This is a genomic window from Rhizobium pisi (assembly GCF_003938655.1).
Taxonomy (GTDB): Bacteria; Pseudomonadota; Alphaproteobacteria; order Rhizobiales; family Rhizobiaceae; genus Rhizobium; species Rhizobium pisi.
In genome coordinates this window covers 24,719-50,259 of the sequence record NZ_RJJT01000019.1, presented here as the reverse complement: position 1 = coordinate 50,259, position 25,541 = coordinate 24,719, and the positions used below count along the sequence as shown (strand labels likewise).

Below are 25,541 nucleotides of genomic sequence, written 5' to 3'. Positions count from 1 at the left end.
AAAGCTATATAATAAGTATTGCCATAGTCTCTCTTTCGTGAGGGCGCAGTTGAAACTGCGCGAGTGCGAAGAGGGGTTATCATGAAGACGATTTTGGCCGCCGCGGCCGCAAGTTTATTGCTGCAGTTTTCTCCCGTTGCCGCCGTGGCGGCGACCCTGGTTGCCAATATCAGCATCGGCAAGCAGACGATGACCGTCACCGAGAACGGTTGGGTGAAGTATCGCTGGAAGGTTTCCACCGCGCGCAACGGCTATGTCACGCCGACCGGTTCGTGGAGCGCCAAGTGGCTGTCGCGCGATCACCGCTCGCGGAAATACGACAATGCGCCGATGCCCTACGCCGTCTTTTTCAACGGCGGTTATGCCGTTCACGCCACCTACGACCTGAAGCGTCTAGGCACGCCCGCCTCGCATGGCTGCGTCCGCCTGCATCCCGACAATGCGGCGCAGTTCTTCTCACTGGCGCGGCAGATCGGTCTTGCCAATACCCGGGTTGTTATTACGCGGTAATCCTCTCCAGCTCATCCATGTCGGGAACGACGATGTGTCTGGAGTTTTCGATCAGGATGATGCCCCGCTTGCGCAATCTGGTCATCTGACGGCTGACGGTTTCGATCGTCAGCCCCAGGAAATCGGCGATCTCGGCGCGTGACAGGGGCAGGTCGAAGGCGGCGCTCGTGGCCGTTTGCGGCTCGGCGTGGGTGGCGATCAGGTAGAGAAGGCTTGCGACTTTCTCTTCCGCCGTGCGCCGGCCGAGCGTCAGCATCCATTCACGCGCGGCATCCAGTTCCTTCAGCGCCTGGTCGTGCAGGCTGCGCTGCAGTTCCGGCGTTTCCGATATCATGCGGTCGAGCAGGTTGCGGGGGAAGACGCAGATTTCGGCATCGGTCGCAGCCTCGGCCGACAGCGTGCTTTCGCGCACGAAGGGCCTGCCGACGAAATCGGGGGCAAATTGCAGGCCGACGATCTGCTGGCGCCCGTCCGGCATCACCTTGCAGAGCTTCACCACGCCGCGCATGATGTTCGAATAGAAAGAGCTTTCCGACCCTTGAGCGATGATCTCGCAGCCGGCATCGACCTTGCGCCGCAGCGAGTGGCGGCCGAGCTCCTTCAGCTGATTGCTCGACAGCGCGCCGCAGACGACCCCGTGTCGCGCCTGACAGGAACGGCAGGCGACGGGGATGCCGACCTCGGAAACCTCACTGCGTGCGACGTCCATATTCCTGATCCCTTCGAAATCCCAGACATGTCCGGGCATGCCTGAGACGATTACGCCGCTATTGCGGGTTCGGCTATCCCGATTTCTTCCAGCGCGGTTTGATGATTATCAATTTCGCCGCGATCGCGATTTGATCCAGATCAAGTGTGGGCAGTCGCCGGCTTTGATTCGGACGGCTTCATCGCCCAGCCGGCGTGGTGGGTTTTCCGCAATGGCATCGCTTCCCGCCTCGACGCCTGTCTCAGGCCCGGAAAGGCCGGTATCCATTGCTGTTTAGGCAACACCCAATCGGCAAATTGCCGCAACGCCGGGACGAAAGCATTGGCTTTTGAAATGGATTTGCCTATGAGGGGGTTTAAATCGTCATTTCATGAGGTAGAGCGCGTGACCGCTACATTCGATAAAGTTGCCGACATTATTGCAGAAACCAGCGAGATCGATCGCGCCACGATCACGCCGGAAAGCCATACGATCGACGACCTCGGTATCGACAGCCTCGATTTCCTCGACATCGTCTTTGCGATCGATAAGGAATTCGGCATCAAGATCCCGCTCGAAAAGTGGACGCAGGAAGTCAACGAAGGCAAGGTTTCCACCGAAGAATATTTCGTGCTGAAGAACCTCTGCGCCAAGATCGACGAACTCAAAGCCGCCAAGGCTTGAAGCGACACCATCGTCTTTTTTTCACGCCCTGCCGCCGTTGATATGGCGGCCGGGCGATTTTGTTCCTAAGTAGGCCTTCCCAGGGCTTTTGCGCGTTGGGCCGGAGGATCCGAATGCTGCTGGAATATTTCCAGATGATTGACCGCGTCGAAGCGGTGGACCTGAAGAAGGGCACGCTTAAGGCGCGATCTGTCGTGCCGGCCAAAAGCCCCGTCTTCGAAGGCCATTTTCCCGGAATGCCGCTGGTTCCCGGCGTGCTCCTGATCGAGACCATGGCGCAGGCCTCCGGCATGCTGGTGCTAGCCGTCACTAATTTCGCTGCCATGCCCTTCCTGATGACGGTCGACGGCGCCAAGATGCGCACCTTCGTCGAACCCGAGGCCGTACTCGACATCGAGGCGGTGCTGGAACATGACGGTTCGGGTTTCGCGGTCACCAAGGCCAAGATCACCAGCGGCGGCAAGAAGGTGTGCGACGCGCAGCTGAAGTTGCGCACCATGCCGTTTTCCGAGGTGCCGCTCGGCGATATCGTGAAAAAACGCGCCGGCGAGATAGGGCTTCTCGAAGCGATCGCGGCGCAGGGAGTGGTTGGATGAGCAAGGCTACAAACGACGTCGTCATTTCGGGCGTCGGCATCGTCACCTGTCAGGGCGTCGGCAAGGATGCGCATATCGCGCTGCTTTCGGCCGAAAGCGCGCCGAAGGCGATCGTCGAGACCGAGAAATTCAAACCCTATCCGGTGCACCCGCTGCCTGAGATCGACTGGTCGCAGCAGATCGCCAAGCGCGGCGACCAGCGCCAGATGGAAAACTGGCAGCGCATCGGCGTTTTCGCCGCCGGGCTGGCGCTCGACGATGCCGGCTTCAAGGACGATATCGAAGCCTGCGGCACGATGGACATGATCGTGGCGGCCGGCGGCGGCGAGCGTGACATCAATGTCGATACGCTGATCGTCGACGAGGCGCTGAAGCGCAACGACCGCGAGCTGCTCTTGAACGAGAAGCTGACGACGGAACTCAGGCCCACGCTGTTCCTCGCCCAGCTCTCCAACCTGCTTGCCGGCAATATCTCGATCGTCCACAAGGTCACCGGCTCCTCGCGCACCTTCATGGGCGAGGAAGCGGCCGGCATCTCGGCCGTCGAGACCGCCTTCTACCGTATCAAATCGGGCGAATCCTCGCATGCGCTTGTTGGTGGCGCCTTTGCGGCCGAACGTCCCGACATGATCCTGCTCACCGAGGCGATCGGCGCCCATGCGCGCGGCGACTGGGCGCCGCTCTGGTCCCGCAAGCCAAGCGACGGCGGCGGCATGATCACCGGTTCGGCCGGCGCCTTCCTGGTGCTCGAATCGCGCAAGCACGCCGAAGCGCGCGGTGCCCATATCTATGCCGTCGTCAACGCGGTCGAGGGCGATCGCGGCAACCGCAATGCCGGCAATTTCGAAGTCCGCCTCGAGCGGCTTCTGGCGCCGGCCGCCGGGCTTGCGCCCGAGAGCACGGCGATCTTTTCCGGCTCGACTGGCATGCACGATCTTGCCGCCCGAGAGCGTGCGGTGCTCGAACATCAATTGCCCGACGTTGCGATCCGCGGTTTCGGCGGCGTCACCGGCCATACGATCGAGACGCAGTTCACGCTGGGCCTGGCGCTCGCAGCCCTTGCCATTGACGGCAATGCCAAGGTGCCGCCGTTCGATGCCGCCCATGAAGGCCCGATGCGCGCCGGCACCAAGGCTGCCATCGTGACGACGGTCGGGCACCAGCGCGGCGAGGGCGTCGCCGTTCTTTCCGCAAATGCGTGAGGAGTGAGGATATGACAGCTTCCGCTTACCAGGATCATCTCGGCCGTCCGATCGTGGCGGTAACCGGCATGGGCATCATCACCTCGCTCGGCCAGGGCCTTTCCGATAACTGGGCAGCCCTTGTCTCCGGAACATCGGGAATCCACGAGATCAACCGCTTCCCGACCGAGGGCCTGTCGACCAAGATCGCCGGCACTGTCGATTTCATCGGCATTCCCACGCCGAACGCCGTCGAGCGCTCCTACGCGTTCGCGCGGGAAACGACGATCGAGGCACTTGCCAATGCCGGCCTTTCTGGCGATTTCAACGGCCCGCTGTTCCTTGCCGCCCCGCCGATCGAGCCGGAATGGAGCGCGCGCTTCGAGCTTGCCGACCGTTCGCCGGCCTCAGATCATCCGGGTGACGCTTATGAGCGCTTCCTGACGGCGCTGCGCCAGCGGCCGGATCCCGCCTTCCACGAGGCGGCCCTGTTCGGCGCGATTTCCGAGCGCCTTGCCGACCGGTTCGGAACGCGCGGCCTTCCCGTGACGCTGTCGACGGCCTGCGCCTCCGGCGCCACAGCGATCCAGCTCGGCATCGAGGCGATCCGCCAGGGCCGCACGACCCGCGCGCTGACGGTTGCAACCGACGGGTCTCTCAGCGCCGAAGCGCTGATCCGCTTCTCGCTGCTGTCTGCCCTTTCGACGCAGAACGATCCGCCGACCAAGGCTTCCAAGCCGTTCAGCAAAGATCGCGACGGCTTCGTCATCGCCGAGGGCGCCGCCACGCTGGTGCTGGAATCGCTGGAATCGGCGATTGCTCGCGGCGCCAAGGTGCTCGGCATCATGAAGGGTGCGGGCGACAAGGCCGACAGCTTCCACCGCACCCGGTCTTCGCCGGATGGCGCCCCGGCGATCGCAACGATCCGTGCCGCCCTTGCCGATGCCGGCATGAGCGAGGACGATATCGGCTATATCAACGCCCATGGCACGTCGACGCCTGAAAACGACAAGATGGAATATGGCTCGATGTCCGCCGTCTTCGGCGAGAAGCTGGTCGGCATTCCCGTCTCGTCCAACAAGTCGATGATCGGCCATACGCTGACGGCGGCCGGCGCCGTCGAAGCGGTCTTCTCGCTGCAGACCATGCTGACCGGCACGCTGCCGCCGACGATCAACTACAACAATCCCGATCCGTCGATTGTGCTCGATGTCGTGCCGAACAAGAAGCGGGAAGCCCAGGTTTCGGCCGTGCTTTCCAACTCCTTCGGCTTTGGCGGGCAGAATGCCAGCCTTGTCATGGCGCTCGAACCGGCTTAAGCGGTTCCCGACAAATTCAGGATAAGAAGACCGCCTAGAAGGCGAGGGATTTTGCCATGCGCGCTTTGCAACTGATCGACGACCGCAAGCTTGAGATCACCGACCTGCCGGAACCCGATGCGCCTGGCGCCGGCGAGGTGACGCTGCGCGTCAAGGCCGTGGCGCTCAACCACATCGACGTCTGGGGCTGGCGCGGCATGGCGTTTGCCAAGCGCAAGATGCCGCTCGTCATCGGCGCGGAAGCCTCCGGCGTCGTCGAAGCGATCGGTCCCGGTGTTGCCAACGTCCTTCCCGGCCAGCTCGTCTCGATCTACGGCGCGCGCACCTGCGGCCTCTGCCGCCCGTGCCGCGAAGGCCGCGACAATCTCTGCGAACATGTCTCCGGCGTGCACGGCTTCCATCTCGACGGCTTTGCGCAGGAGAAGGTCAACCTTCCCGCGCGCCTGCTCGTTCCGGCCCCTCCCGGCGTCGACGCAATCGGGGCAGCGCTGGCGCCCGTCACCTTCGGCACGGTCGAGCACATGCTGTTCGACAACGCCAAGCTCGAACCCGGCGAAACGATCCTCGTCCATGCCGGCGGCTCCGGCATCGGCACGGCGGCGATCCAGCTTGCCAAGAAGATCGGCTGCACTGTTATCACGACTGTCGGTTCCGACGACAAGATCGAGAAGGCGAAGGCGCTCGGCGCCGATCACGTCATCAACTACCGCACCGACCGCTTCGAAGGCGTGGTGCGCAAGCTCACCAAGAAGAAGGGCGTCGACGTCGTCTTCGAACATGTCGGCAAGGACACCTGGGCAGGCTCGATGCTCTGCATGAAGCGCGGCGGGCGGCTCGTCACCTGCGGTTCGACTTCGGGCGTTTCCACAGAGATGAACTTGATGATGCTCTTCCAGCAGCAATTGAAGCTGCTCGGCTCCTTCGGTTGCCGCATGGAGAACATGGCCGACGCCATGCAGAAGATGGGCCGTGGGCTCGTCCATCCCGTCATCGATACCGAAGTCAGCTTCAGCGATATCGACCGGGCGCTGGAGCGGATGGAATCGCGCCAGATCTTCGGCAAGATCATCCTGAAGATGGATTGAGCCCCAAGTGAAGCTGTTCATCACCCGGATCGTTCTGGCGCTCATGCACTTCCAGCAATGGCTGGTGGCGCAGGTGATGTTCGGCTTCCTGAATTTCCTCAAGCTGTTTCCGGCCGACGGCGCGATCCGCTTTGCTGATCGGATGATGCGTCGCATCGGCCCGCTGACCCGCCGCCACAGGCTAATGCTGACCAATCTGCGCAATGCCTTCCCTGACAAGAGCGATGCCGAGATCGAGGAGATCGCGCTCGGAAGCTGGGGCAACATGGGCCGGCTGGCGGCCGAATACGTCTTCCTCGATCAGCTCTTCGATTATGATCCCGAAAAATCGGAACCGGGCAGGGTGGAGGTGTCGGGCATTCCGATTTTCCTCGACCTGCGCGACAATCCGCGCCCCTTCATCGTCTTTACCGGCCATACCGCTAATTTCGAGCTGCTGCCGGTGGCGGGTGCGGCCTTCGGGCTGACGGTGACTGTGCTCTTCCGCCCGCCGAACAATCCCTATATCGCCAAGAAGGTGTTCGATTTCAGGAGCGCGCGGATGGGCAAGCTGGTGCCCTCGCATGCGGGCTCCTCCTTCGCGCTCGCCCGTCAGCTGGAAGCGGGGCAGGGCGTGGGCGTCCTCGTCGACCAGAAGTTCCGCAAGGGGCTGAAGGGCACCTTCTTCGGGCGCGATGTGAAGACCAATCCGTTGCTGCCGAAGCTGGTGCGCCAGTTCAATTGTGAAGTCTATCCGGCCCGCTGCATCCGCCTGCCTGGAAACCGCTACAGGCTGGAAATTGAGCCGCGGCTTGATATGCCGCGCGACGCCAAAGGCAATCTCGACCTGCCGGCCGCCGCCCAGCTGCTCAATGACAAGGTGGAAAGCTGGGTGCGGGAGTATCCCGAACAGTGGCTGTGGTATCACGACCGCTGGCACATCAAGAAGACACTTGCCTAAAGCGCGCCGTAATCTTTCAGATTCGCTCCTCGCGCTTTAGGTCTTTGTTTTTACACATGTCGTTACTGCAAAAACGACGACGTTGTCTTGCGCGACATGCTCTCTTACAAAAGCCAACCCTTATTTATCAGCGGTGAAAAGCGGCAGGTGCTCTCGGATTGAAACGGCGTACGCTTCATGTTACCCGTCACCACCAAGACGCGAATAATGTCTACTGCAGGGCCGCGTTTTTTCGAAAGATGCAGCGTTTCCGGTCGTGGACTCGTCTCTTGGGAATTGGGAGTGGGGAGCGTCTTGCTGGAGCTTTTTCGAGCCTTTTCCTTGCGTTGCACGCAAATAGAGGAAGCCATACGCCTGGGTGACGACCAGCGCGTAACGGCGCTCGACCGCCATGTCGAGCCGCTGGTGGAGGCTATCCTTGCCTGTCGGGCGGACAATTTGCTCGAAGTCTACATGCAACTTCAGTTTGTAAGCCATCTCATTGCTCGGGACGCCGACGACAGCGCCAGCGTGACCGAGCACACGACGGTGCTTTCCTACCTGCTCGAGCGCTATTTCGGCACGCATGCGCCGGACTGGCGGCCTTTGCCGCAGGACGTGCGTGTCGAGCCGCCGGCGGCCTATGTGCCGGATACCGACAACGGCCAGTTCCTCAACGCGGTGATTCTCGAAAGCCTGCCGGATCGCGTGGCGGTGCTGACCAGGGATTATCGCTATCTCTATTCCAATCCGGCCAACAGCGCCCATCTCAACAGAAAGCCGATGGAACTGATCGGCCGCCATGTTTCCGAATTCATCGGCGAGGAGCAGTTTGCGCAATGCGCCAAGCACAAGCTCGACGCCTGTTTTGCCGGCGAGCAGATCGAATACATCTACGAGCGGCCGACCGACGATGCCGGATCGCGGCAGGTGCGCTGTCGCATGTCGCCGCTGCATGATGCAGGCGGCACGGTGATCGGCGCGGTACTCGTCATGGAAGATATCGGGCTGTAGCCAGGGCTGACTTTCTCAGGCGCTCGCCCAGACCGCAAGTTCGTAACCGTCATGGTCGAGGAAATGGAAGCGCCGGCCGCCGGGAAAATCGGTGATCGGCCGGCAGATCGTGCCGCCGGCCTTTTGAACCGAGGTCAGCACTTCTTCCAGATCCCTGGCATAGACGACAACAAGCGGGCCGCCCGGCCGCACGGGGCCGAAATCGGTGAAGCCGCCTTTCAGCCGGCCGTCGTCGAATTCGCAGTAGTTCGGGCCGTAATCGGTGAAACGCCAGCCGAAGGCCGAGCCGTAGAAGGCTTTGGCGGCGGCGATGTCGGCGACGTTGAATTCGACATAATCGATGCGGCGGTCGTTGTGTTCGGGGTTTTCTGATTTTTCGGCCATCTATCTCTCCATCAAGGCTTTCAGCATCGCGAGGTCTTTCTCGATGTGGGCGGCGTCGGCGGAAAACTGCGCGTCGGTCATGCCGGGCAGGCGCAGCAGCGTGAACATGACCTCGCAGCCATCGCCGTTCGGCACGATGCGGAGCGCATTATAAACCCTTATGCCGGACGCGATGGTCACCGTGTGGTCGATCACGCCGAATTCATTGGCAGGCACGAAGCTCACCTTGACGGAGCCGAGCGGGCCATGGGCGATCCAGTCGGCGCCGTCGGGATCGAGGCCGCTTGCAAGACCGGAGGCCCAGAGCGGCATGTTCTCGGGCTTGCCGGCGAACTCATAGACGTCGCGCCAATCGCGCTCGATGGAGCGGTGGATAATTTTCGCAGGCATTGTCGGCATGGCTCGCAGGTCCTTCGCAACTCGTTTCCCTGGAATAACAGACCGGCCGGCGGCGTCTTGAACAAAACGGTCAACCGGATGTTTTCCGCATGCCGAGCTGATCGAGAATGACAGCGGGCGTCAGCGTCGAGAGTTCGCCGACCTCACGCGTCATATGGGGCTGGTCGGCAAAGCCCGCTTCAAGCGCAAGACAGGCAAGCGGCATCGTGTCCGAACTGCGGCATAGGTCGAGGAAACGCTGGAACCGGCGGATCCGTTCCAGCGTCTTGGCGCCGTAGCCGAAATGATGGTGGCAGCGGCGGCGCAGCTGCCTTTCGCTGATGCCGAGCAGGCCGGAGATCTGGCGGCCTCTGTCCGCGACGGCAAAGATCACGGCGGCGTCGCGGGCGGGCGCCTCTTCATCGCCTGCGGCCTCTTCGAGCAGACGGGCAAACAGCATCGCGGCGGCGGCTAGATCGGGACAATCCTGAAGCCGCGCCTCGAATTCGGCCGTGTCCTTCCGGCCGATATCGGCGAGCGGCACCGAGAGGCCTACCAGCGCCGAGAGCGGCGTCTTCAGCCAGGATGCTGCAGCGCCGGGCGCAAACCGTGCGCCGATGACCGTCGTGCCCGGCCGGATGACAGGAAAAGCCGCTGTCCTGTCGGGGCCGGCGACGACCAGGCGGCCGCCGATCCAAAGGAGGTCGCAATAACCGTCCGGCACGATCGCCACCTTTGCCGGCGGCCCGTCGCGGAGCGTGTGTGACCAGAGGCGGCTGAAATGGCATCGCAGCGCCGGCGGCGGGGCGAATTGGCGGTAGCGGCCGGCGCTGGCCGCGAGCATCGCCGTTTCTTTTCGTTTTCCCGATGCCAATGCGAGATCTCCCGAGGCGCTGATGATAACATGGGACAGGCATTGCGGATGCGTGGCTTGCGAAAATTTGCCGCGTGCCGAGCACGCCGCGGCTGGCAGTTGTCGGACAAGTCCGGTCATCAAAGCTGCATTTCATCGGTTATTGCGAACCGATTAGACCCTTGCCAGACTTGCCGTTTGATCGAGACAGTGCCACAACACCGGTCCAAATGACACATCGGAGGTTTGTCGTGGAAAAGGCAGAAATCGGACTGATCGGCCTTGCGGTCATGGGCTCCAACTTGGCGCTCAATATCGCGGAGAAAGGCAATAAAATCGCGGTCTTCAACCGCACGCCGGAAAAAACCGACGAATTCTACGAAAGCGCCGGCGATCTGAAGAAGCAGATCATCCCCTGCAAGACCATTGAGGAATTCGTCGATGCAATCCGGCCGCCGCGCCCGATCATCATCATGATCAAGGCGGGTGACGCTGTCGATCAGCAGATGGAGCTGCTGCGCCCGCATCTTTCCAAGGGCGACATCATGATCGATGCCGGCAACGCCAATTTCCGCGACACCGTCGCCCGCTTCGACGGCCTGAAGAATACCGATCTGACCTTCATCGGCATGGGCGTATCCGGTGGCGAGGAAGGTGCGCGCCATGGTCCTTCGATCATGGTCGGCGGCACGGAAGAATCCTGGAAGCGCGTCGAAAAGGTGCTGACTTCGATTGCTGCCCGCTACAATGACGAGCCCTGCGTCGCGTGGCTCGGCAATGACGGCGCCGGCCATTTCGTCAAGACCATCCATAACGGCATTGAATATGCCGACATGCAGATGATCGCCGAAATCTACGGCATCCTGCGCGACGGCCTCGGCAAGAGCGCCTCCGAAATCTCCGGCATCTTCGGCGAGTGGAACAAGGGCCGGCTGAACTCCTACCTGATCGAGATTTCCGAGAAGGTGCTTGCGGCGACCGACCCCGTCTCCGGCGGTCCGATGATCGACATGATCCTCGACAAGGCCGGCCAGAAGGGCACCGGCAAATGGTCGGCGATCGAGGCGCAGAACATGGGTATTCCGGCAACGGCGATCGAAGCCGCCGTCGCCGCCCGCAGCCTCTCCTCGATGAAGTCTGAGCGCGAAGCCGCCGAGAAGATCTTCGGCACCCAGGCCGTGTCCTTCCCGATCGCCTACGGCCCCGAACTCAACAAGGACCTGGAACTGGCGCTGTTTGCTGCCAAGATCGGCGCCTATGCGCAGGGCTTTGCGGTGATGGCGGAAGCATCGCGCGAGTTCAACTGGTCGCTGCCGATGCCGACGATCGCCCGTATCTGGCGCGCCGGCTGCATCATCCGCTCGCAGTTCCTCGACGAGATCACCTCGGCCTTCACCAAGGCGCCTGACGCCGCGAACCTGATCGTCACGCCCGCCTTCTCGGAAATGGTCAAGGAATCGATCCCGGCGCTCCGCCGCGTCGTCGCCGCCGCGATAGCCGCCGGCCTGCCGGTTCCGGCCTTGACCTCGGCGCTCACCTATTTCGACGCCTACCGCCAGGGCAGGGGAACGGCCAACCTCATCCAGGCGCAGCGCGACTTCTTCGGCGCCCACGGCTTCGACCGGCTTGATGGCAAGGATTTCCACCACGGCCCCTGGGGCAGCGGTGCGGCGACCTTCTGAGGTTTGCCGAAAAGAGATCGAGGAAGAGCCCGGCCGTCGTGCCGGGCTTTTTCGTGAGGTGCGTCGTGCTGTTGCATATGCAAGACGCCTAACGCAGAGGTTGGTATCTTCGGGAAGGTGTAGGATTTAATCGTGCTTTGTGCGATAAGAATGAAAGAGAAGAGAGTCCGTTCCATGCGCACGACCCAATCCTTAAGCATCACCTTGCCGATCGAAATGGCTGAAATGGTCAAGGCTAAAGTCGCCTCGGGGGAGTATGCCACCGAAAGCGAAGTCATCCGCGACGGACTGCGTAGCCTTGCCGCGCGCGATGCTGCGGTGGAGCGTTGGCTGCGTGAAGAGGTCGCCCCTGTTTACGACGAGATCAAGGCGCATCCCGAGAAGTCAGTATCCATTGAGGATGCCTTCAACGGTTTCAACAAGCGCATCAAATCCCTCGCAGCCAAAACCAAATAATGAAATACACCGTCAGGTTGAGTGCAGCCGCTCAACGCGACGTCGATGCGTTGTTGGACTATCTCGTGCCGGTGGCAGGGGAGGCCATTGCCCAAAGCTATATCGACCGTCTTCAAACCTTTTTGGAAGGCTTTCAAACCTTTCCAAAGCGAGGAACGGTTCGGGACGAGATTCGCGATGGCCTAAGGATCATCGGCTTCGAGCGCAGCCTGAGTATTGCTTTCATCGTCGAAAGAGAAACTGTCTATATCCTCAGGATCATGTCCGGCGGACAGGAACTGCGCCTTGACGAGGAATGATGCCATCGGCGCCGCAGAGGGGTGCCGAGAGACCTGATCGACATTGATGCCGGAGGGACGACATGCTCATCCGATACGAAACGTCTGGCCGTTAGAACGCTCCGTTCAAAGACCCGAACTCCAAAACCAATCTGACAGAAAGCGACGACATGTCCGAAACGGGCGCGATGACCATCCGAACCGAGCGTCTGACGCTCCGCATGCCCGAGATCGACGATTTCACCGCCTAAGCACAACTGATGGCTTCGCCGCGTTCGGTCGGAATGGGCGGGCCGTTCGATCTGCGCGCGGCATGGGGAATGTTCTGCCTTGACGTGGCTCTGTGGCAGCTTTTCGGGCATGGGGCGCTGATGGTCGATCTTGCCGAAACCGGCGAATGTGTCGGCCAGGTGGGGATCAATCATGGGCCTCTCTTTCCGGAAAAGGAGCTGGGGTGGTTCGTCTATGAGGGACACGAGGGCCGGGGCTATGCGACCGAGGCGGCTTTCGCCTTGCGCGGCTGGGCCTTTGCGATGCTGAAGCCGGCGTCGCTCGTCAGCTATATCGCGCCCGGCAATGCAGCATCCATTGCCGTTGCGGAACGGCTGGGCGCGCGCCTCGATCCCGCAGCGCCCCGAACCGATCCCAAGGATCTCGTCTACCGCCACTTCGCGTCCTGAGGCCATGCTCATCGGCGCGTTGGTGGCGAACGTCTCAATCCCTATATCTTGTTCGGGGAAACGGACACTGCAAGATGGGGATGCCATATGATGGGCGTGAAGCGGGAGCACTGGGACGAGGTCTATCGCACGAAAGCTGCCGACAGCGTCAGCTGGTACCAGCCGACGCCGGAACCTTCTCTGCAGGCGCTCGACGAGCTGCAATTGCCGGCCGGAGCCTCGTTGATCGATGTCGGCGGCGGCGCGTCGAGCCTTGCCGATCGCCTCATCGAGCGCGGATGGTCCGACCTCACCGTCCTTGATATTGCCGCGCCGGCGCTTGATGTGGCGAAAGCGCGGCTGGGCGATGAAGCCATCCGGGTGGCCTGGGTCGTGGCGGATGTCACCGAATGGCGACCCAGCCGCCATTATGATGTATGGCACGATCGTGCCGTCTTTCATTTCCTGGCCGAGCCGGCGCAGCGGCTCGCCTATCGCCATGCGCTCGAAGCCGGCACGGCGCCCGGCAGCGTCTTGATCATCGCGACCTTCGCACCGGACGGGCCGGAACGGTGCAGCGGCTTGCCGGTTCAGCGTTACGACGCGACCGCGCTGGCGGCGGAATTTTCACCCGCCTTTGCGCTGGCGCGCGACTGGCGCGAGGAGCACACGACACCCGGCGGCGGCCGGCAGTCCTTCCAGTGGTGCGTCTTCAGGAGGCGCTGAACGCTCCGTCCCCTCAAGCCGCCCGACCGGCGCGCGCCATGCCGTGGTCGACCAGCCGGTCGATGATTTCGGCATAGCTGACGCCGCTTGCCGCCATCGCCTTGGAATACATGCTGATATCGGTGAAGCCGGGAATGGTGTTGATCTCGTTGACGACGAAGCGCATGTCCGACGTCAGGAAAAAATCGACGCGCGCCATGCCGTCGCAGCCGACGGCCCGGAATGCCTTTGCGGCCATGTCGCGCATCTCGGCCTCGACTTCCGCCGGCAGGTCGGCCGGCACTTTCAATACGGCGCCGTCCTCGTCGATATATTTGGCGTCGTAATTGTAGAAGCCGTGGCTTTCCGCCGGCACGATCTCGCCCGGGCGCGAAACGAGGAGATTTCCGTCAGCAGCCTCCAGCACGCTGAATTCGATCTCTCGGCCGTGCACGATTGGCGGAAGCCTTCGGCAAGGGCGGGCGCGAATTCCTGGCTGGCATGGACCTTGGCGACGCCGACCGACGAACCCTGCCGCGCCGGCTTGATGAAGAGCGGCAGGCCGAGTTCGCCTTCGAGCGCGGCGAACGGAGGGGCGGCACCTTCATGGATCGCTACCGCGCGCGCCACCGGCAGGCCCGCAGCCCTCAACAAACGCTTGGCGATATCCTTGTCGAGGGCCGCGGCCGAACCGAGGATGCCGCAGCCGGCAAGCGGCACGCGCGCCACCTCGGCCACACCCTGCACCGACCCATCTTCGCCATGCGGGCCGTGGAGCACGGGAAACAGGATGTCGATCCTTCGAAGTTCATGCGGCGCGCCATGGGCTGACATCGCCAGCATTCGGCCCCGGCCGCCCGGCACGAGGCAGACTTCCGTGCCTGACGAAGGTGTCGCCAGCGCGCCGTCCTCGAAGCTGCTCAGCAGCCATTGCCCCTCCCGCGTGATGAACACAGGCACGGCGTCATATCTCTCGGGATTGAGCGCGCCCATGACGTTGGTTGCCGAAAGGATGGAAACCTCATGCTCGGCCGAGCGGCCGCCGAAGAGCACGGCGATGCGCAGCCTGTTGGGAGAAGGGGTCACGAAGCCTCCTGATGATCTGCTGTTGAAAGGGTCAGGCCTCGACCGATATGCCGCGATTGGCGAAGAAGCGATCGAAGACGGCAAGCGGAAGCGTGACGTCGGCCTGGCTCGCCTCGTCATGGCCGGATGGGTTGTGGAAGCGGATCGTTTCCGGTGAGGCCGCCGTCACCAGCACCAGATGCCCGCCCTTCGACGGCGGCTCGCGCTCCGGCCAGCGGATGCCTGAGTTCACCGAGGCAATGAAGAAGCGCCGCTTCGCGAGATGCTCGGGAAGGGCGGATGTCGCAACGCCGGTCACCGTCTCGGCGGCAAGCCCGAAACGCTCGGTCACGAAGCGGACGAAAGGCGCGTAGATCAGCCCCTTGATCGAGGCGTCGATCTCGTTGACGACATAACCGCCATAATGCGTGCAGGCGTGGGCCAACGCGATGGTCGGATGGATCTCGCCGCGCGCAGCAAGGATCATCTTCAGGCAGGCCATGCCGCAGACATTCACCGCCCAGCGCGCATATTCCTCGACCGTGCCGGCTCCCGATTGATGCCAGAGCGGATCGCCGAGCAGGGCCTGCGCCCCCTCGGCAAGCACCGGCAGCGTCATGCCGGGTGTTTCCCATTGGCTGAAATAGGGCACGCCGCTCTGCTGCATTCTATCGATATCCCCCGTGGCGTCTGTGAGATGGCGGGCAATCTTGGCTTTTTCGAGCCGGTGCCGCGTCTGTCTGATCATATGGAGCCCTTGCTGGGATGCGTTAACCTCTCCCTCCGTCATTCCTGTGCTCGTCACAGGAATCCAGCCACCGCGCGTCCGTGCGGTGAATGACTCTCTGCGCCAGTCAAAAGAGTCTCCCGCGCCCAAGGACATGGGCGTACTGGATTCCTGTGACGAGCACAGGAATGACGGAGGAGGGGTTAGCGCTCCTGACGAACAGTGGAAGGGCGAGGGGGTGTGCAGGCGTTAGATACAATGGCGCAAGGAGCAACGCCGCGACGTGTCCTTCGAGGCTTCGCCCTATGGGCTGCGCGCCTCAGGATGAGGGGCGTTGGAGGATGCCGCGTCCGATGTGGGGCTTTTGAATTCAATGGTCGGTTTTGTGGCGGTAGCGGTCATTCCTGCCAAAATGACAGTTGGTAGCCTCTCAGGTCCTCTTCATCTGCCGGGGTATGAAAATCCACGACAAATCTGCGGTCCGGAAACTGCCATCGGAGTTTGGCTTCGTAGATCTCACTGAGCGTTTTGCCGAGATGGACAATCTTATCAATGGCGATATCCTCGCAGTCTTGATGCTGAATATCCATGATATGCAAGTGGTTCATGGCCCATTCGATGGCCTGCCGGGTGCAATCGGCGTTTCGTTCAAAGCTTCGCAACCCCGCCTCGCCAAACCCCTTTCTCAGAACATAACGTTCGAAAGCCACGAATTCCGGCCAGAAAATCGCGGAATAGCCGACTGCGAGCGCGAATCGTCCCTCGCAACCGACCCAACTATCCAAGTCGATACCCCGGCCGTTGTTCCAAGCGGCCAATTCTGATTTCATGCTCTCTGGGATTGCTATTGCCAATGGACGCCACCTGATAAAGTGCTGGTGCCTATATGAGTAGGCCCGGAGATGGCTGCAATGGGCCAGACACTGCCGCTGGTGGCATTGTGAGACAATCAAAGCTGGGACTAGTCATCCCGCCGGGCTTTCATCTCTCCAATCACCTACCGCCCACTCTCCGGCCAGACCGGCTGGCTGATGCTTTGGAGCAGTTCCGGCTCTACGCCGTCGATGCGGGCGATGACGGCTTTGGCCATTTCGCGGCCGGCCTGGCGCACGTCTTCCTGAGCGGTGATGATCTCGGGGCGGATCCAGTTGAGGATCGGTATGGATTGCTTGGAGACCATGTCGAGATCGCGGCCGACTGCCTTGCCGGCGGCCTCGATGCCGGCATTGACGGCGATCGCAGCGCTGCCGGCCGAACAGACGATGCCGTCGGGGGCGTTGGCCGAGCGCATCATCACCTCGACGACATCGCGGATGTCGGCGAGCGGTGCGTCGGTGTTGACGCGCAGCGGCACTTCCTCGGCGCCGTAATCGTGCAGACCGGTTTGGAAGCCGATGCGAATATGGGCGTAGTAGGTGAGCTTACTCGGAGGCTGCAGCAGGGCGATGCGGCGCCGGCCGCGCTTGACCAGCCGCTCCACCGCCTGATGGGCGAAGGCCTCGTTGTCAAAATCGTGGAAGGGGTGCGTGAGACCCGCATCGGTGCGCCCGTGGGTGGCGAAGGGCATGCCGCGCTCGGTCAAGAGCCGCACGCGCGGATCGTCCGGCTCGATGCGCGAGATGATGACGCCGTCGGCCGAGCCGGTATCGAGAATGTAACGCACCGGCAGCATCGGGTCTTTGCTGTGGGAATGCGGCGTGACGACGATATGGTAGGGAGTGCCGGACAGCACCTCGGAAATGCCGAAGACCATCTGGCTCGAAAAGCCCATGATCTCCTCGTCGATGCTGAGGACGAGGGCGATGACGTTCGTCTTGCCGGTCCGCAGGCGGACACCCGCCCTGTTCGGCTGGTAGCCGAGCTGGCGGGCGACCATGCGTACCCGCTCCTTGGTTTCCGCCCCGATATCGGGCGCATCCTTCAACGCACGCGATACCGTGGTCACGCCAAGGCCGGTCATGAAGGCGATCGTCTTCAGTGTCGGGCGCTCGCGCGTCACCGGCGCCGATGCCGCTTGTCCGAAATTTCCCTTGTTTTCCATCCCTCTAGGCCTGCCTCGCGCGAATTGGTCTCGCTTATAGAGGCTTTTTCAAGCGCGGTAAGCCCGTCGCCTGCCAAAATCGCGCCTCCCTAAGGAGGTCAATCTGTAACGATACAGTAGAAATGTCGAGTGTTTTTTCTTGCGTGCATCGCAGCATCATTCGCATAGGTTGAATCGCGGTTTTTTTCCCGGATTTTTTGCACCTGCGAAGCGGATAATATAGGAGATGAAATTACATTGTGAAATTTACTGTTAATTTTCAATTTATTGGATCGATATCGCATATGCGAGAAAGCCTCTTCTGTCGCCGGTTTGGCGGGTGTGGCGATCAGAAGGGAAACAGTTATAAGTAGTAATATCGATCTTTAAGGAAAAATTTACAGGCGGGCAGTTGCGTGGGGAAATCGATTGATCTAAGTTTTTCCGGCAACGTTTCAGTGAGGGAGGAGAACTCATGAAAATCCGTATGATGGCGGCCATGCTTGCCGCTTCGGCAGCGCTTCCGCTTGGTGCCGCCAGCGCCACCGATCTCGAAGTCACCCATTGGTGGACCTCAGGCGGCGAAGCCGCAGCGGTCGCCGAGCTGGCGAAGGCATTCGACGCCACCGGCAACCACTGGGTGGACGGCGCAATCGCCGGTTCCGGCGGCACCGCGCGTCCGATCATGATCAGCCGCATCACCGGCGGCGACCCGATGGGCGCCACCCAGTTCAACCACGGCCGCCAGGCCGAGGAGCTCGTTCAGGCCGGGCTGATGCGCGACCTGACCGATGTCGCGACCGCCGAGCACTGGAAGGACATCGTTCGTCCGTCGAGCCTGCTCGATTCCTGCACGATCGACGGCAAGATCTACTGCGCTCCCGTCAACATCCACTCCTGGCAGTGGCTGTGGCTTTCGAACGCGGCCTTCAAGAAGGCCGGCGTTCCGGTTCCGAAGAACTGGGACGAGTTCGTCGCCTCCGCTCCGGCCCTTGAAAAGGCAGGCATCATTCCGCTCGCCGTCGGCGGCCAGCCGTGGCAGGCGACAGGCGCCTTCGACGTGCTGATGGTTGCGGTCGCCGGTAAGGACGTCTTCAACAAGGTATTCAAGGACAAGGACGCGGAAGTTGCCGCCGGCCCTGAGATCGCCAAGGTCTTCAAGGCCGCTGACGACGCCCGCAAGATGTCCAAGGGCAGCAACGTCCAGGATTGGAACCAGGCGACCAACCTCGTCATCACGGGCAAGGCCGGCGGCCAGATCATGGGTGACTGGGCGCAGGGCGAATTCCAGGTCGCCAAGCAGGTTGCCGGCAAGGATTATACCTGCCTGCCTGGCCTCGGCGTGAACGAGATCATCTCGACCAACGGTGATGCCTTCTACTTCCCGCTGCTGAAGGACCCGGAAAAGTCCAAGGCGCAGGCCGTGCTCGCCAAAACCCTGCTCGATCCCAAGACCCAGGTTGCCTTCAACCTGAAGAAGGGCTCGCTGCCGGTTCGCGCCGACGTCGATCTCGCCGCCGCCAACGACTGCATGAAGAAGGGTCTCGACATCCTGGCGAAGGGTAACGTGATCCAGGCCACCGACCAGCTGCTTTCGGCCGACAGCCAGAAGCAGAAGGAAGACCTCTTCTCCGAATTCTTCGCCAATCCGTCGATGACGCCGGAAGACGCCCAGAAGCGTTTCGCCAAGATCATCGCTTCGGCTGACTGATCGGCAGATTCGCTGCCCTTGCGATCCGGCTCCCCGGAGCCGGATCCTTCCGGACGAATATCGATGGTCTTTCCGGCACTGCCGGCGGATCCCGGGACAGGGGTGGAAGGCGGCCACGCCGTTTTATCACGGGTCGCAGCTGCGATGTGAGGAGAAGTGTTCATGACGGGTCAAGCGCAAGCAGGCCGGCCAAACAAGTTACTGCGCAATCTGAATGCCAAGATTGCGTCCATTCCGATGATCCTGACAGCGCTGGTGATCTTTGTCGGCGGCACGTTCTGGACGGTCTTTTATTCCTTTACCAATTCCAAGCTGCTTCCACGGCTCGGCTTTGTCGGCATCGATCAGTATGAGCGTCTCTGGGCGGCGCCGCGATGGGTGACGGCGATCGAGAACCTTGCGCTCTACGGCGTCCTGTCGCTGATCTTCAGCCTGGTCATCGGTTTTATGCTCGCCGCGCTGATGGACCAGAAGATCCGCTTCGAAAACACCTTCCGCACCATCTTCCTTTATCCCTTCGCGCTGTCTTTCATCGTGACAGGTCTCGTCTGGCAATGGATTCTGAACCCGGATTTCGGCGTGCAGTCGGTGGTGCGCTCGCTCGGCTGGACGAGCTTCACCTTCAATCCGCTCTATACGCCGGAGATCGTCATCTACGGCATTCTGATCGCGGCGCTCTGGCAGGGAACGGGGCTCGTCATGTGCCTGATGCTTGCCGGCCTGCGCGGCATCGACGAGGATATCTGGAAGGCTGCGCGCGTCGATGGCATTCCGATGTGGAGAACCTATCTCTTCATCGTCATCCCCATGATGCGGCCGGTCTTCATCACGACGATCGTCATCATCGCCTCCGGCATCGTCAAGGTCTACGACCTCGTCGTGGCGCAGACGTCGGGCGGTCCCGGTATCTCCTCGGAAGTGCCGGCCAAATACGTCTACGATTACATGTTCCAGGCGCAGAACCTGGGGCAGGGCTTCGCCGCATCGACCATGATGCTGGTCACGGTCGCGATCATCATCGTTCCGTGGGCCTATCTCGAATTCGGAGGAGGGCGCAAGCGTGGCTAATATCGGGACTCTCAACACCACTGCCGCCGGTACCGACGCGGTCGCGCCGAAGCTCGGCGAAGGCCCGAGCGGCGCGAGGCCGCGCCCTGCGCTGTCGGCGCGAAATATCATGCTCTACGGCACGCTTGGTGTGGCGGCGCTTTATTATCTGCTGCCGCTTTACGTAATGGTCGTGACGTCGCTGAAGGGCATGCCGGAAATCCGTCTCGGCAACATCTTCTCGCCGCCGATGGAGATCACCTTCGAACCCTGGGTGAAGGCCTGGGCGGAAGCCTGCACCGGCCTCAACTGCGATGGCCTGTCGCGCGGTTTCTGGAATTCGGTGCGCATCACGGTGCCGTCGGTCATCATCTCGATCGCGATCGCCTCGGTGAACGGCTATGCGCTGGCAAACTGGCGCTTCAAGGGATCCGAGCTGTTCTTCTCGATCCTCATCATCGGCGCCTTCATTCCTTATCAGGTGATGATCTATCCGATCGTCATCATCCTGCGCGAAATCGGCATCTACGGCACGCTGACCGGCCTCGTCATCGTGCATTCGATCTTCGGCATGCCGATCCTGACGCTGCTCTTCCGCAACTACTTCGTGTCGCTGCCGGAAGAGCTGTTCAAGGCGGCGCGCGTCGACGGGGCGGGCTTCTGGCAGATCTTCCTGAAGATCATGCTGCCCATGTCGCTGCCGATCTTCGTCGTGGCGATGATCCTGCAGGTGACCGGCATCTGGAACGACTTCCTGTTCGGCGTGGTCTTCACCCGGCCGGATACCTATCCGATGACCGTGCAGCTCAACAACATCGTCAATTCCGTTCAGGGCGTGAAGGAATACAACGTCAACATGGCAGCAACGATTCTCACCGGCCTGGTGCCGCTGATCGTCTATTTCGTCTCCGGGCGGCTTTTCGTACGCGGCATCGCCGCCGGCGCAGTGAAGGGGTGATCACATGAACATGAATTCCAGTGTCTCCAATGCGAGCGTCTCCATCAAGGATCTGTCGCTGAACTTCGGATCGGTCAGCGTGCTGAAGGATCTCAACCTCGACATCAACGACGGCGAGTTCCTGGTGCTGCTCGGCTCGTCGGGCTGCGGTAAGTCGACCTTGCTCAACTGCATCGCCGGCCTGCTCGACGCTTCCGAAGGGCAGATTTTCATCAAGGGCAAGAACGTCACCTGGGAAGAGCCGAAGGACCGCGGCATCGGCATGGTGTTCCAGTCCTATGCGCTCTATCCGCAGATGACTGTCGAAAAGAACCTCTCCTTCGGCCTTCGCGTCGCCAAGGTGCCGCAGGCCGAGATCGACAAGCGCGTGGCGCGTGCGGCCGAGATCCTGCAGATCCAGCCGCTCCTGAAGCGCAAGCCGGCCGAGCTTTCCGGCGGCCAGCGGCAGCGTGTGGCAATCGGCCGGGCGCTGGTGCGCGACGTTGATGTTTTCCTGTTTGACGAGCCGCTGTCCAACCTCGACGCCAAACTGCGCTCGGAACTACGCGTCGAGATCAAGCGCCTGCACCAGTCGCTTGAGAATACGATGATCTACGTCACCCACGACCAGATCGAGGCGCTGACGCTCGCCGACCGCATCGCCATCATGAAGAGCGGCATCATCCAGCAGCTCGACGACCCGACGACGATCTACAACCGGCCGCGCAATCTCTTCGTCGCCGGCTTCATCGGCTCGCCGTCGATGAATTTCCTGCGCGGCGAACTCATCCAATCAGGCGACGGCATCGCCTTTACGGCCAACGGCGTCAACTTCTCGCTTGCCGGCTACGACGCCTCCGAGACGCTGCAACCCGGCCGCAAGGTGGTGCTCGGCGTTCGCCCCGAGCACATCAAAGTCAACGAGAATACAGGCGGCGAGGAACATGACGCGACCGTCGATATCGAGGAGCCAATGGGTGCGGACAATCTTCTGTGGCTGAAACATGCCGGTCACACGATGTCGGTACGTGTCAACGGTGCGCGCCGCTTCAATGTCGGCGCCAAGGTGAAGCTCAGCTTCGACATGACGGTCGCCTCGGTCTTCGATGCCGAGAGCGAGTTGCGTCTCTAGAAGATTTTGCGGGCGGGGCCATCGGGCCGGGGCGAGTTGGGCGAGAGCGTTAATCCCGCTCTCCGTCATAGTTGGGCTTGACCCGAGGATCTATGCCCGCTGCTGCAGGTGGATGCGGTGTGGATCCTCGGGTCAAGCCCTGGGATGACGGAGCGGGGGCGAGGGGGGGCCTCTGACGAACGACAGCGACCGGACGGCGACCAAACGCCGTCCTTTTCAAGAACGTAAATCGGAAATGACATCGTGACGCAACAACCGACCCCCTCCAGCATCGACCTTTCCGGTTCGTGGCAGCTTACCTCCGTCGATGGCGAGATCCGGACATCGATCGCGCTGCCGGGCGACGTGCACACGGCGCTGCACCGGGCGAAGCTGATTCCCGATCCCTATTTCGGTCGCAACGAGGAGAAGGTGCAGTGGGTCGCCGAGCGGGAATGGGCGGTCGAGCGCAGCTTCACGCTTCAGGAGGTCGAGGGCGACTGGTATCTCGATATCGACTATCTCGACACGGTGGCCAGCGTCCACGTCAACGGCTTTCTGGCGCTCGAAGCCGACAACAGCTTCCGCCGCTACCGGCCTGATGTCTCGAGCATGCTGAAAGCAGGCGATAATTCCATCCGCATCGTCTTTGCCTCCAGCGTTGCCACCGCTGCGGCGCGGCAGAAGCAGCAGCCCTTCTACATTCCCTACAGCACTGGCAATTCGCCGATCCCCGACGGCAACATGCTGCGCAAGCCGCAATGCCATTTCGGCTGGGACTGGAACATCGCCATTGCGCCGCTCGGTCTCTACGGCACGATCGCGCTGCGCAAGCTGGAGACGGCGCGCATCGAACATGTCGTCACCCGCCAGACCCACAACAACGACGGCTCGGTCGATTTTACGGTCACGGCGAGCCTGTTTTCCAAGCATGCCGGCGTCGCCCAGGTCTATTTCGACCTCGACGACGAGCGTGTGCGCCTCGATGTCGGCGTCAAGGGCGAGACGGATGTCAACTATCTCTTCCATATCGACAAGCCGCGCCTCTGGTGGCCTTCCGGCAGCGGTGAGCAGGCGCTGTACACACTTTCCGTCGAGCTCTCCGATGAAGTGGTGACCAAGCAAATCGGCCTTCGCACCATCGAGCTGATCACCACGCCGGATGCATCAGGCAGCCGCTTCGCCTTCAAGGTCAATGGCCGCGAGATCTTCTGCCGCGGCGCAAACTGGATCCCGGCCGACGCGCTCTATTCGCTCTCTTCGCCTGAAAAGACCGAGGACCTGCTGCAATCGGCCAAGGCCGCCAACATGAACATGATCCGTGTCTGGGGCGGCGGCTTCTATGAGCAGGATCATTTCTACGATCTTTGCGATCGGCTGGGCCTGATGGTCTGGCAGGACTTCATGTTCGCCTGCAACCTCTATCCCTCGACCGAGGACTTCCTCGACAATGTGAACATCGAGGTCGATTACCAGGTGCGCCGGCTTTCCTCGCATCCTTCGATCGCGCTCTGGTGCGGCGACAACGAACTGGTGGGCGCACTCACCTGGTTCGAGGAATCGCGGAAGGATCGCGACCGCTATCTCGTCTCCTATGATCGTCTCAACCGCACCATCGAGCAGGCGGTGAAGAAGGCGCTGCCCGGCGCGCTGTGGTGGCCGTCGAGCCCGGCCTCCGGCTATCTCGATTTCGGCGATGCCTGGCATGCCGACGGCTCCGGCGACATGCATTACTGGTCGGTCTGGCACGAGAACAAGTCGTTCGACAATTACCGTTCGGTGCGCCCGCGCTTCTGCTCGGAGTTCGGCTTCCAGTCCTATACCTCGCTGCCCGTCATCAGGACCTATGCTGAGGCGAAAGACATGAACGTCGCTTCTCCCGTGATGGAACTGCACCAGAAGAATGCCGGCGGCAACGAGCGCATCGCCGGCACGATGTTCCGCTATTTCCGCTTTCCCAAGGATTTCCCGAATTTCGTCTATCTCTCCCAGATCCAGCAGGGGCTGGCGATCAAGACGGCGGTGGAATACTGGCGGTCGCTGAAACCCCATTGCATGGGCACGATCTACTGGCAGCTCAATGACACCTGGCCGGTCGCCTCCTGGTCGAGCCTCGATTATGGCGGGCGCTGGAAAGCGATGCACTATCTCGTCAAGCGCTTTTTCCAGCCGGTGGCGGTCGCCGCCATTCCCTCCGACGACGGCAAGACGATCCGCTTCTCGCTTGTCAACGACATGTTGGCCGATGTCAGCGTCGATCTTTCGATCTCGATCCTGACGATGAAGGGCGAGCGCAAGCACCTGAGCGACGTGCAGGCCATGTGCTCGCCGGATGCGGCGGTAACGGCTGCAACGATCGACGTCTCCGAGATTGCCGAGGGAACGCTGCTTGCCTGGAATTTCACCGCGTCGAACGGCATGGGCGGCGAGGGGCACTATGTCAACGGCACCTACAAGGCGTTGGAGCTTGAGCCTTCCGGGCTTGTTGTCACCCACGAATATGTCGAGGCAAGTGGCGCGATCGAAATCAATGTCACCGCCAGGGGACTTGCGCTCTTCGTCATGATCGAGAGCGAAACGGACGGTAAATATTCCGACAACGCCTTCGATCTTGCGGCCGGCGAGAGCCGTCGCATCACCTTCACCCCGGCAGCGCCGCTTGCCAGCGGCGGGCTGCCGGAATTCCGGTTCTACGACCTGCATTCCTGCCAATCGGCGGATTGATCCTTGAAAGAATGGGCACGAGGCCCAGGGAGACCATGATGACCAAACTCAGCTACCAGCTCTACAGCGCGCGCAACTTCCAGCCCTATTCGGCGATTTTCGAAAAGCTCGGCAAGGCGGGCTATGCCGAAGTCGAGGGCTTCGGCGGCATCTATGCCGATCTCGACGATGCCGGGCTGAAGAGCCTTCGCGCCGATCTCGACAAGAACGGTCTCGTCATGGCGACCGGCCATTTCAGCCCCGATTTCCTGGAGAAGGAAGTTCAGAAGTCACTGAACATTGCCAAGATCCTCGGCATGGATTCGATCTATGCGCCGCATATCGGCGCCGACGAGCGCCCGACCGATGCCGCCGGCTGGGTTGCCTTCGGCAAGCGCCTGCAGGAGATGAGCAAGCCTTACAAGGATGCCGGCTATGAATTCGGCTGGCACAATCATGATTTCGAATTCTTCAAGCTGCAGGACGGCTCGCGGCCGATCGAGCGCATCTTCGAAGGCGCGCCCGACATTTCCTGGGAAGCCGACATCGCCTGGGTAATCCGCGGCGGCGCCGATCCCTTCGCCTGGATCGAGAAGCTCGGACCGCGCATCACCGCCGTGCATGTCAAGGACATCGCGCCGGCCGGCGAAGCGACAGATGAGGGCGGCTGGGCCGATGTCGGCCACGGCAAGGTCGAATGGGCGAAGCTGCTGACGGCGCTCCGCGCCACCAAGGCCAAGCACTACGTCGTCGAACATGACAACCCGAATGATATCGACCGCAACATCAGCCGCTCGATCGCATCCTTCCAGACTTATTGAGGCACATC

At 61.6% G+C, this 25,541-nt stretch carries 25 protein-coding genes and 2 pseudogenes; 19 read left to right on the top strand and 8 right to left on the bottom strand.

What is annotated here, in order from left to right:
* The first annotated feature begins 81 nt into the window (after positions 1-81).
* Entirely contained in the window at positions 82-510 is a 429-nt protein-coding gene (locus tag EFD55_RS24065; RefSeq protein ID WP_125848120.1) for a L,D-transpeptidase, read from the top strand.
* Here the strand turns inward: EFD55_RS24065 and EFD55_RS24060 are convergent.
* Positions 500-1,219: a Crp/Fnr family transcriptional regulator gene (locus tag EFD55_RS24060; RefSeq protein WP_125848118.1), complete on the bottom strand. Its 720-nt coding sequence runs from the start codon at positions 1,217-1,219 to the stop codon at positions 500-502. The two genes, EFD55_RS24065 and EFD55_RS24060, sit on opposite strands and share 11 nt — an antisense overlap.
* A gap of 384 nt (positions 1,220-1,603) precedes the next feature.
* On the opposite strand from EFD55_RS24060, the gene EFD55_RS24055 reads away from it, so the two are divergent.
* From EFD55_RS24055 to EFD55_RS24025, 7 genes are all read left to right on the top strand, one after another.
* Complete coding sequence (locus EFD55_RS24055) at positions 1,604-1,882, top strand: acyl carrier protein (protein ID WP_003540486.1); 279 nt, start codon at positions 1,604-1,606, stop codon at positions 1,880-1,882.
* 113 nt (positions 1,883-1,995) lie between these two features.
* The gene (locus tag EFD55_RS24050; RefSeq protein WP_125848114.1) at positions 1,996-2,478 is read left to right on the top strand and encodes a 3-hydroxyacyl-ACP dehydratase FabZ family protein; all 483 of its coding nucleotides are present in this window, start codon (positions 1,996-1,998) and stop codon (positions 2,476-2,478) included.
* On the top strand, positions 2,475-3,680 hold the full coding sequence (locus EFD55_RS24045; RefSeq protein ID WP_125848112.1) for a beta-ketoacyl-ACP synthase: 1,206 nt from the start codon (positions 2,475-2,477) through the stop codon (positions 3,678-3,680). Before EFD55_RS24050 ends, EFD55_RS24045 begins: the two co-directional genes overlap by 4 nt.
* A gap of 11 nt (positions 3,681-3,691) precedes the next feature.
* On the top strand, positions 3,692-4,978 hold the full coding sequence (locus EFD55_RS24040; protein ID WP_125848110.1) for a beta-ketoacyl-ACP synthase: 1,287 nt from the start codon (positions 3,692-3,694) through the stop codon (positions 4,976-4,978).
* Positions 4,979-5,034: 56 nt separating this feature from the next.
* Entirely contained in the window at positions 5,035-6,063 is a 1,029-nt protein-coding gene (locus tag EFD55_RS24035) for a zinc-binding dehydrogenase (RefSeq protein ID WP_125848108.1), read from the top strand.
* Between the two features lie 7 nt (positions 6,064-6,070).
* A complete protein-coding gene (locus EFD55_RS24030) occupies positions 6,071-7,003 on the top strand; it encodes a lipid A biosynthesis lauroyl acyltransferase (RefSeq protein WP_125848106.1) in 933 nt (310 codons plus the stop codon).
* Positions 7,004-7,297: 294 nt separating this feature from the next.
* Positions 7,298-7,996, top strand: coding sequence for a PAS domain-containing protein (locus EFD55_RS24025; protein ID WP_125848274.1), 699 nt, complete (start codon positions 7,298-7,300; stop codon positions 7,994-7,996).
* 15 nt (positions 7,997-8,011) lie between these two features.
* Here EFD55_RS24025 and EFD55_RS24020 read toward each other — a convergent pair whose 3' ends face one another.
* From EFD55_RS24020 to EFD55_RS24010, 3 genes are all read right to left on the bottom strand, one after another.
* Positions 8,012-8,380: a VOC family protein gene (locus EFD55_RS24020; protein WP_125848103.1), complete on the bottom strand. Its 369-nt coding sequence runs from the start codon at positions 8,378-8,380 to the stop codon at positions 8,012-8,014.
* Positions 8,381-8,779: an SRPBCC family protein gene (locus EFD55_RS24015; RefSeq protein ID WP_125848101.1), complete on the bottom strand. Its 399-nt coding sequence runs from the start codon at positions 8,777-8,779 to the stop codon at positions 8,381-8,383. It abuts the gene before it with no gap.
* A 70-nt stretch (positions 8,780-8,849) separates the two neighbouring features.
* Positions 8,850-9,632: a helix-turn-helix domain-containing protein gene (locus EFD55_RS24010; protein WP_125848099.1), complete on the bottom strand. Its 783-nt coding sequence runs from the start codon at positions 9,630-9,632 to the stop codon at positions 8,850-8,852.
* A 209-nt stretch (positions 9,633-9,841) separates the two neighbouring features.
* On the opposite strand from EFD55_RS24010, the gene gnd reads away from it, so the two are divergent.
* The 5 genes and pseudogenes from gnd (at position 9,842) to EFD55_RS23985 (ending at position 13,412) form a co-directional block, all read left to right on the top strand.
* Positions 9,842-11,293 (top strand): NADP-dependent phosphogluconate dehydrogenase, encoded by a 1,452-nt coding sequence (gnd, locus tag EFD55_RS24005; RefSeq protein WP_183736839.1) that lies wholly within the window; start codon positions 9,842-9,844, stop codon positions 11,291-11,293.
* A 174-nt stretch (positions 11,294-11,467) separates the two neighbouring features.
* Positions 11,468-11,749 (top strand): ribbon-helix-helix domain-containing protein, encoded by a 282-nt coding sequence (locus EFD55_RS24000; RefSeq protein ID WP_125848095.1) that lies wholly within the window; start codon positions 11,468-11,470, stop codon positions 11,747-11,749.
* On the top strand, positions 11,749-12,048 hold the full coding sequence (locus EFD55_RS23995) for a type II toxin-antitoxin system RelE/ParE family toxin (protein WP_125848093.1): 300 nt from the start codon (positions 11,749-11,751) through the stop codon (positions 12,046-12,048). Before EFD55_RS24000 ends, EFD55_RS23995 begins: the two co-directional genes overlap by 1 nt.
* Positions 12,049-12,197: 149 nt before the next feature.
* Positions 12,198-12,707: pseudogene (locus tag EFD55_RS23990) on the top strand (GNAT family N-acetyltransferase).
* An 87-nt stretch (positions 12,708-12,794) separates the two neighbouring features.
* Positions 12,795-13,412, top strand: coding sequence for a class I SAM-dependent methyltransferase (locus EFD55_RS23985; RefSeq protein WP_125848091.1), 618 nt, complete (start codon positions 12,795-12,797; stop codon positions 13,410-13,412).
* A 13-nt stretch (positions 13,413-13,425) separates the two neighbouring features.
* Here EFD55_RS23985 and EFD55_RS23980 read toward each other — a convergent pair.
* From EFD55_RS23980 to EFD55_RS23960, 4 genes and pseudogenes are all read right to left on the bottom strand, one after another.
* Positions 13,426-14,477 (bottom strand): annotated as a pseudogene (locus EFD55_RS23980) (D-alanine--D-alanine ligase family protein).
* Between the two features lie 31 nt (positions 14,478-14,508).
* Positions 14,509-15,123 carry a cysteine peptidase family C39 domain-containing protein gene (locus tag EFD55_RS23975; protein WP_125848089.1) on the bottom strand — a complete coding sequence of 205 codons (615 nt, stop codon included), beginning with the start codon at positions 15,121-15,123 and terminating at the stop codon, positions 14,509-14,511.
* Between the two features lie 458 nt (positions 15,124-15,581).
* Positions 15,582-16,037 carry a hypothetical protein gene (locus tag EFD55_RS23965; RefSeq protein ID WP_131588355.1) on the bottom strand — a complete coding sequence of 152 codons (456 nt, stop codon included), beginning with the start codon at positions 16,035-16,037 and terminating at the stop codon, positions 15,582-15,584.
* Between the two features lie 143 nt (positions 16,038-16,180).
* A complete protein-coding gene (locus EFD55_RS23960; RefSeq protein WP_125848084.1) occupies positions 16,181-17,224 on the bottom strand; it encodes a LacI family transcriptional regulator in 1,044 nt (347 codons plus the stop codon).
* Positions 17,225-17,678: 454 nt separating this feature from the next.
* Here EFD55_RS23960 and EFD55_RS23955 point away from each other — a divergent pair, with 454 nt between their 5' ends.
* The 6 genes from EFD55_RS23955 to EFD55_RS23930 all read left to right on the top strand — a co-directional run bounded on the left by EFD55_RS23955 (position 17,679) and on the right by EFD55_RS23930 (position 25,533).
* Positions 17,679-18,914, top strand: coding sequence for an ABC transporter substrate-binding protein (locus EFD55_RS23955; protein WP_125848082.1), 1,236 nt, complete (start codon positions 17,679-17,681; stop codon positions 18,912-18,914).
* A 162-nt stretch (positions 18,915-19,076) separates the two neighbouring features.
* Positions 19,077-19,982: a carbohydrate ABC transporter permease gene (locus EFD55_RS23950; RefSeq protein ID WP_125848080.1), complete on the top strand. Its 906-nt coding sequence runs from the start codon at positions 19,077-19,079 to the stop codon at positions 19,980-19,982.
* Positions 19,975-20,919, top strand: coding sequence for a carbohydrate ABC transporter permease (locus EFD55_RS23945; RefSeq protein WP_125848078.1), 945 nt, complete (start codon positions 19,975-19,977; stop codon positions 20,917-20,919). The genes EFD55_RS23950 and EFD55_RS23945 overlap by 8 nt, the downstream gene beginning before the upstream one ends.
* A gap of 4 nt (positions 20,920-20,923) precedes the next feature.
* Complete coding sequence (locus EFD55_RS23940; protein ID WP_125848076.1) at positions 20,924-22,030, top strand: ABC transporter ATP-binding protein; 1,107 nt, start codon at positions 20,924-20,926, stop codon at positions 22,028-22,030.
* Between the two features lie 243 nt (positions 22,031-22,273).
* Positions 22,274-24,733, top strand: a complete 2,460-nt coding sequence (locus EFD55_RS23935; protein ID WP_125848073.1) for a beta-mannosidase — start codon at positions 22,274-22,276, stop codon at positions 24,731-24,733.
* 38 nt (positions 24,734-24,771) lie between these two features.
* Positions 24,772-25,533, top strand: a complete 762-nt coding sequence (locus EFD55_RS23930; protein ID WP_125848071.1) for a sugar phosphate isomerase/epimerase family protein — start codon at positions 24,772-24,774, stop codon at positions 25,531-25,533.
* Positions 25,534-25,541: the final 8 nt, after the last annotated feature.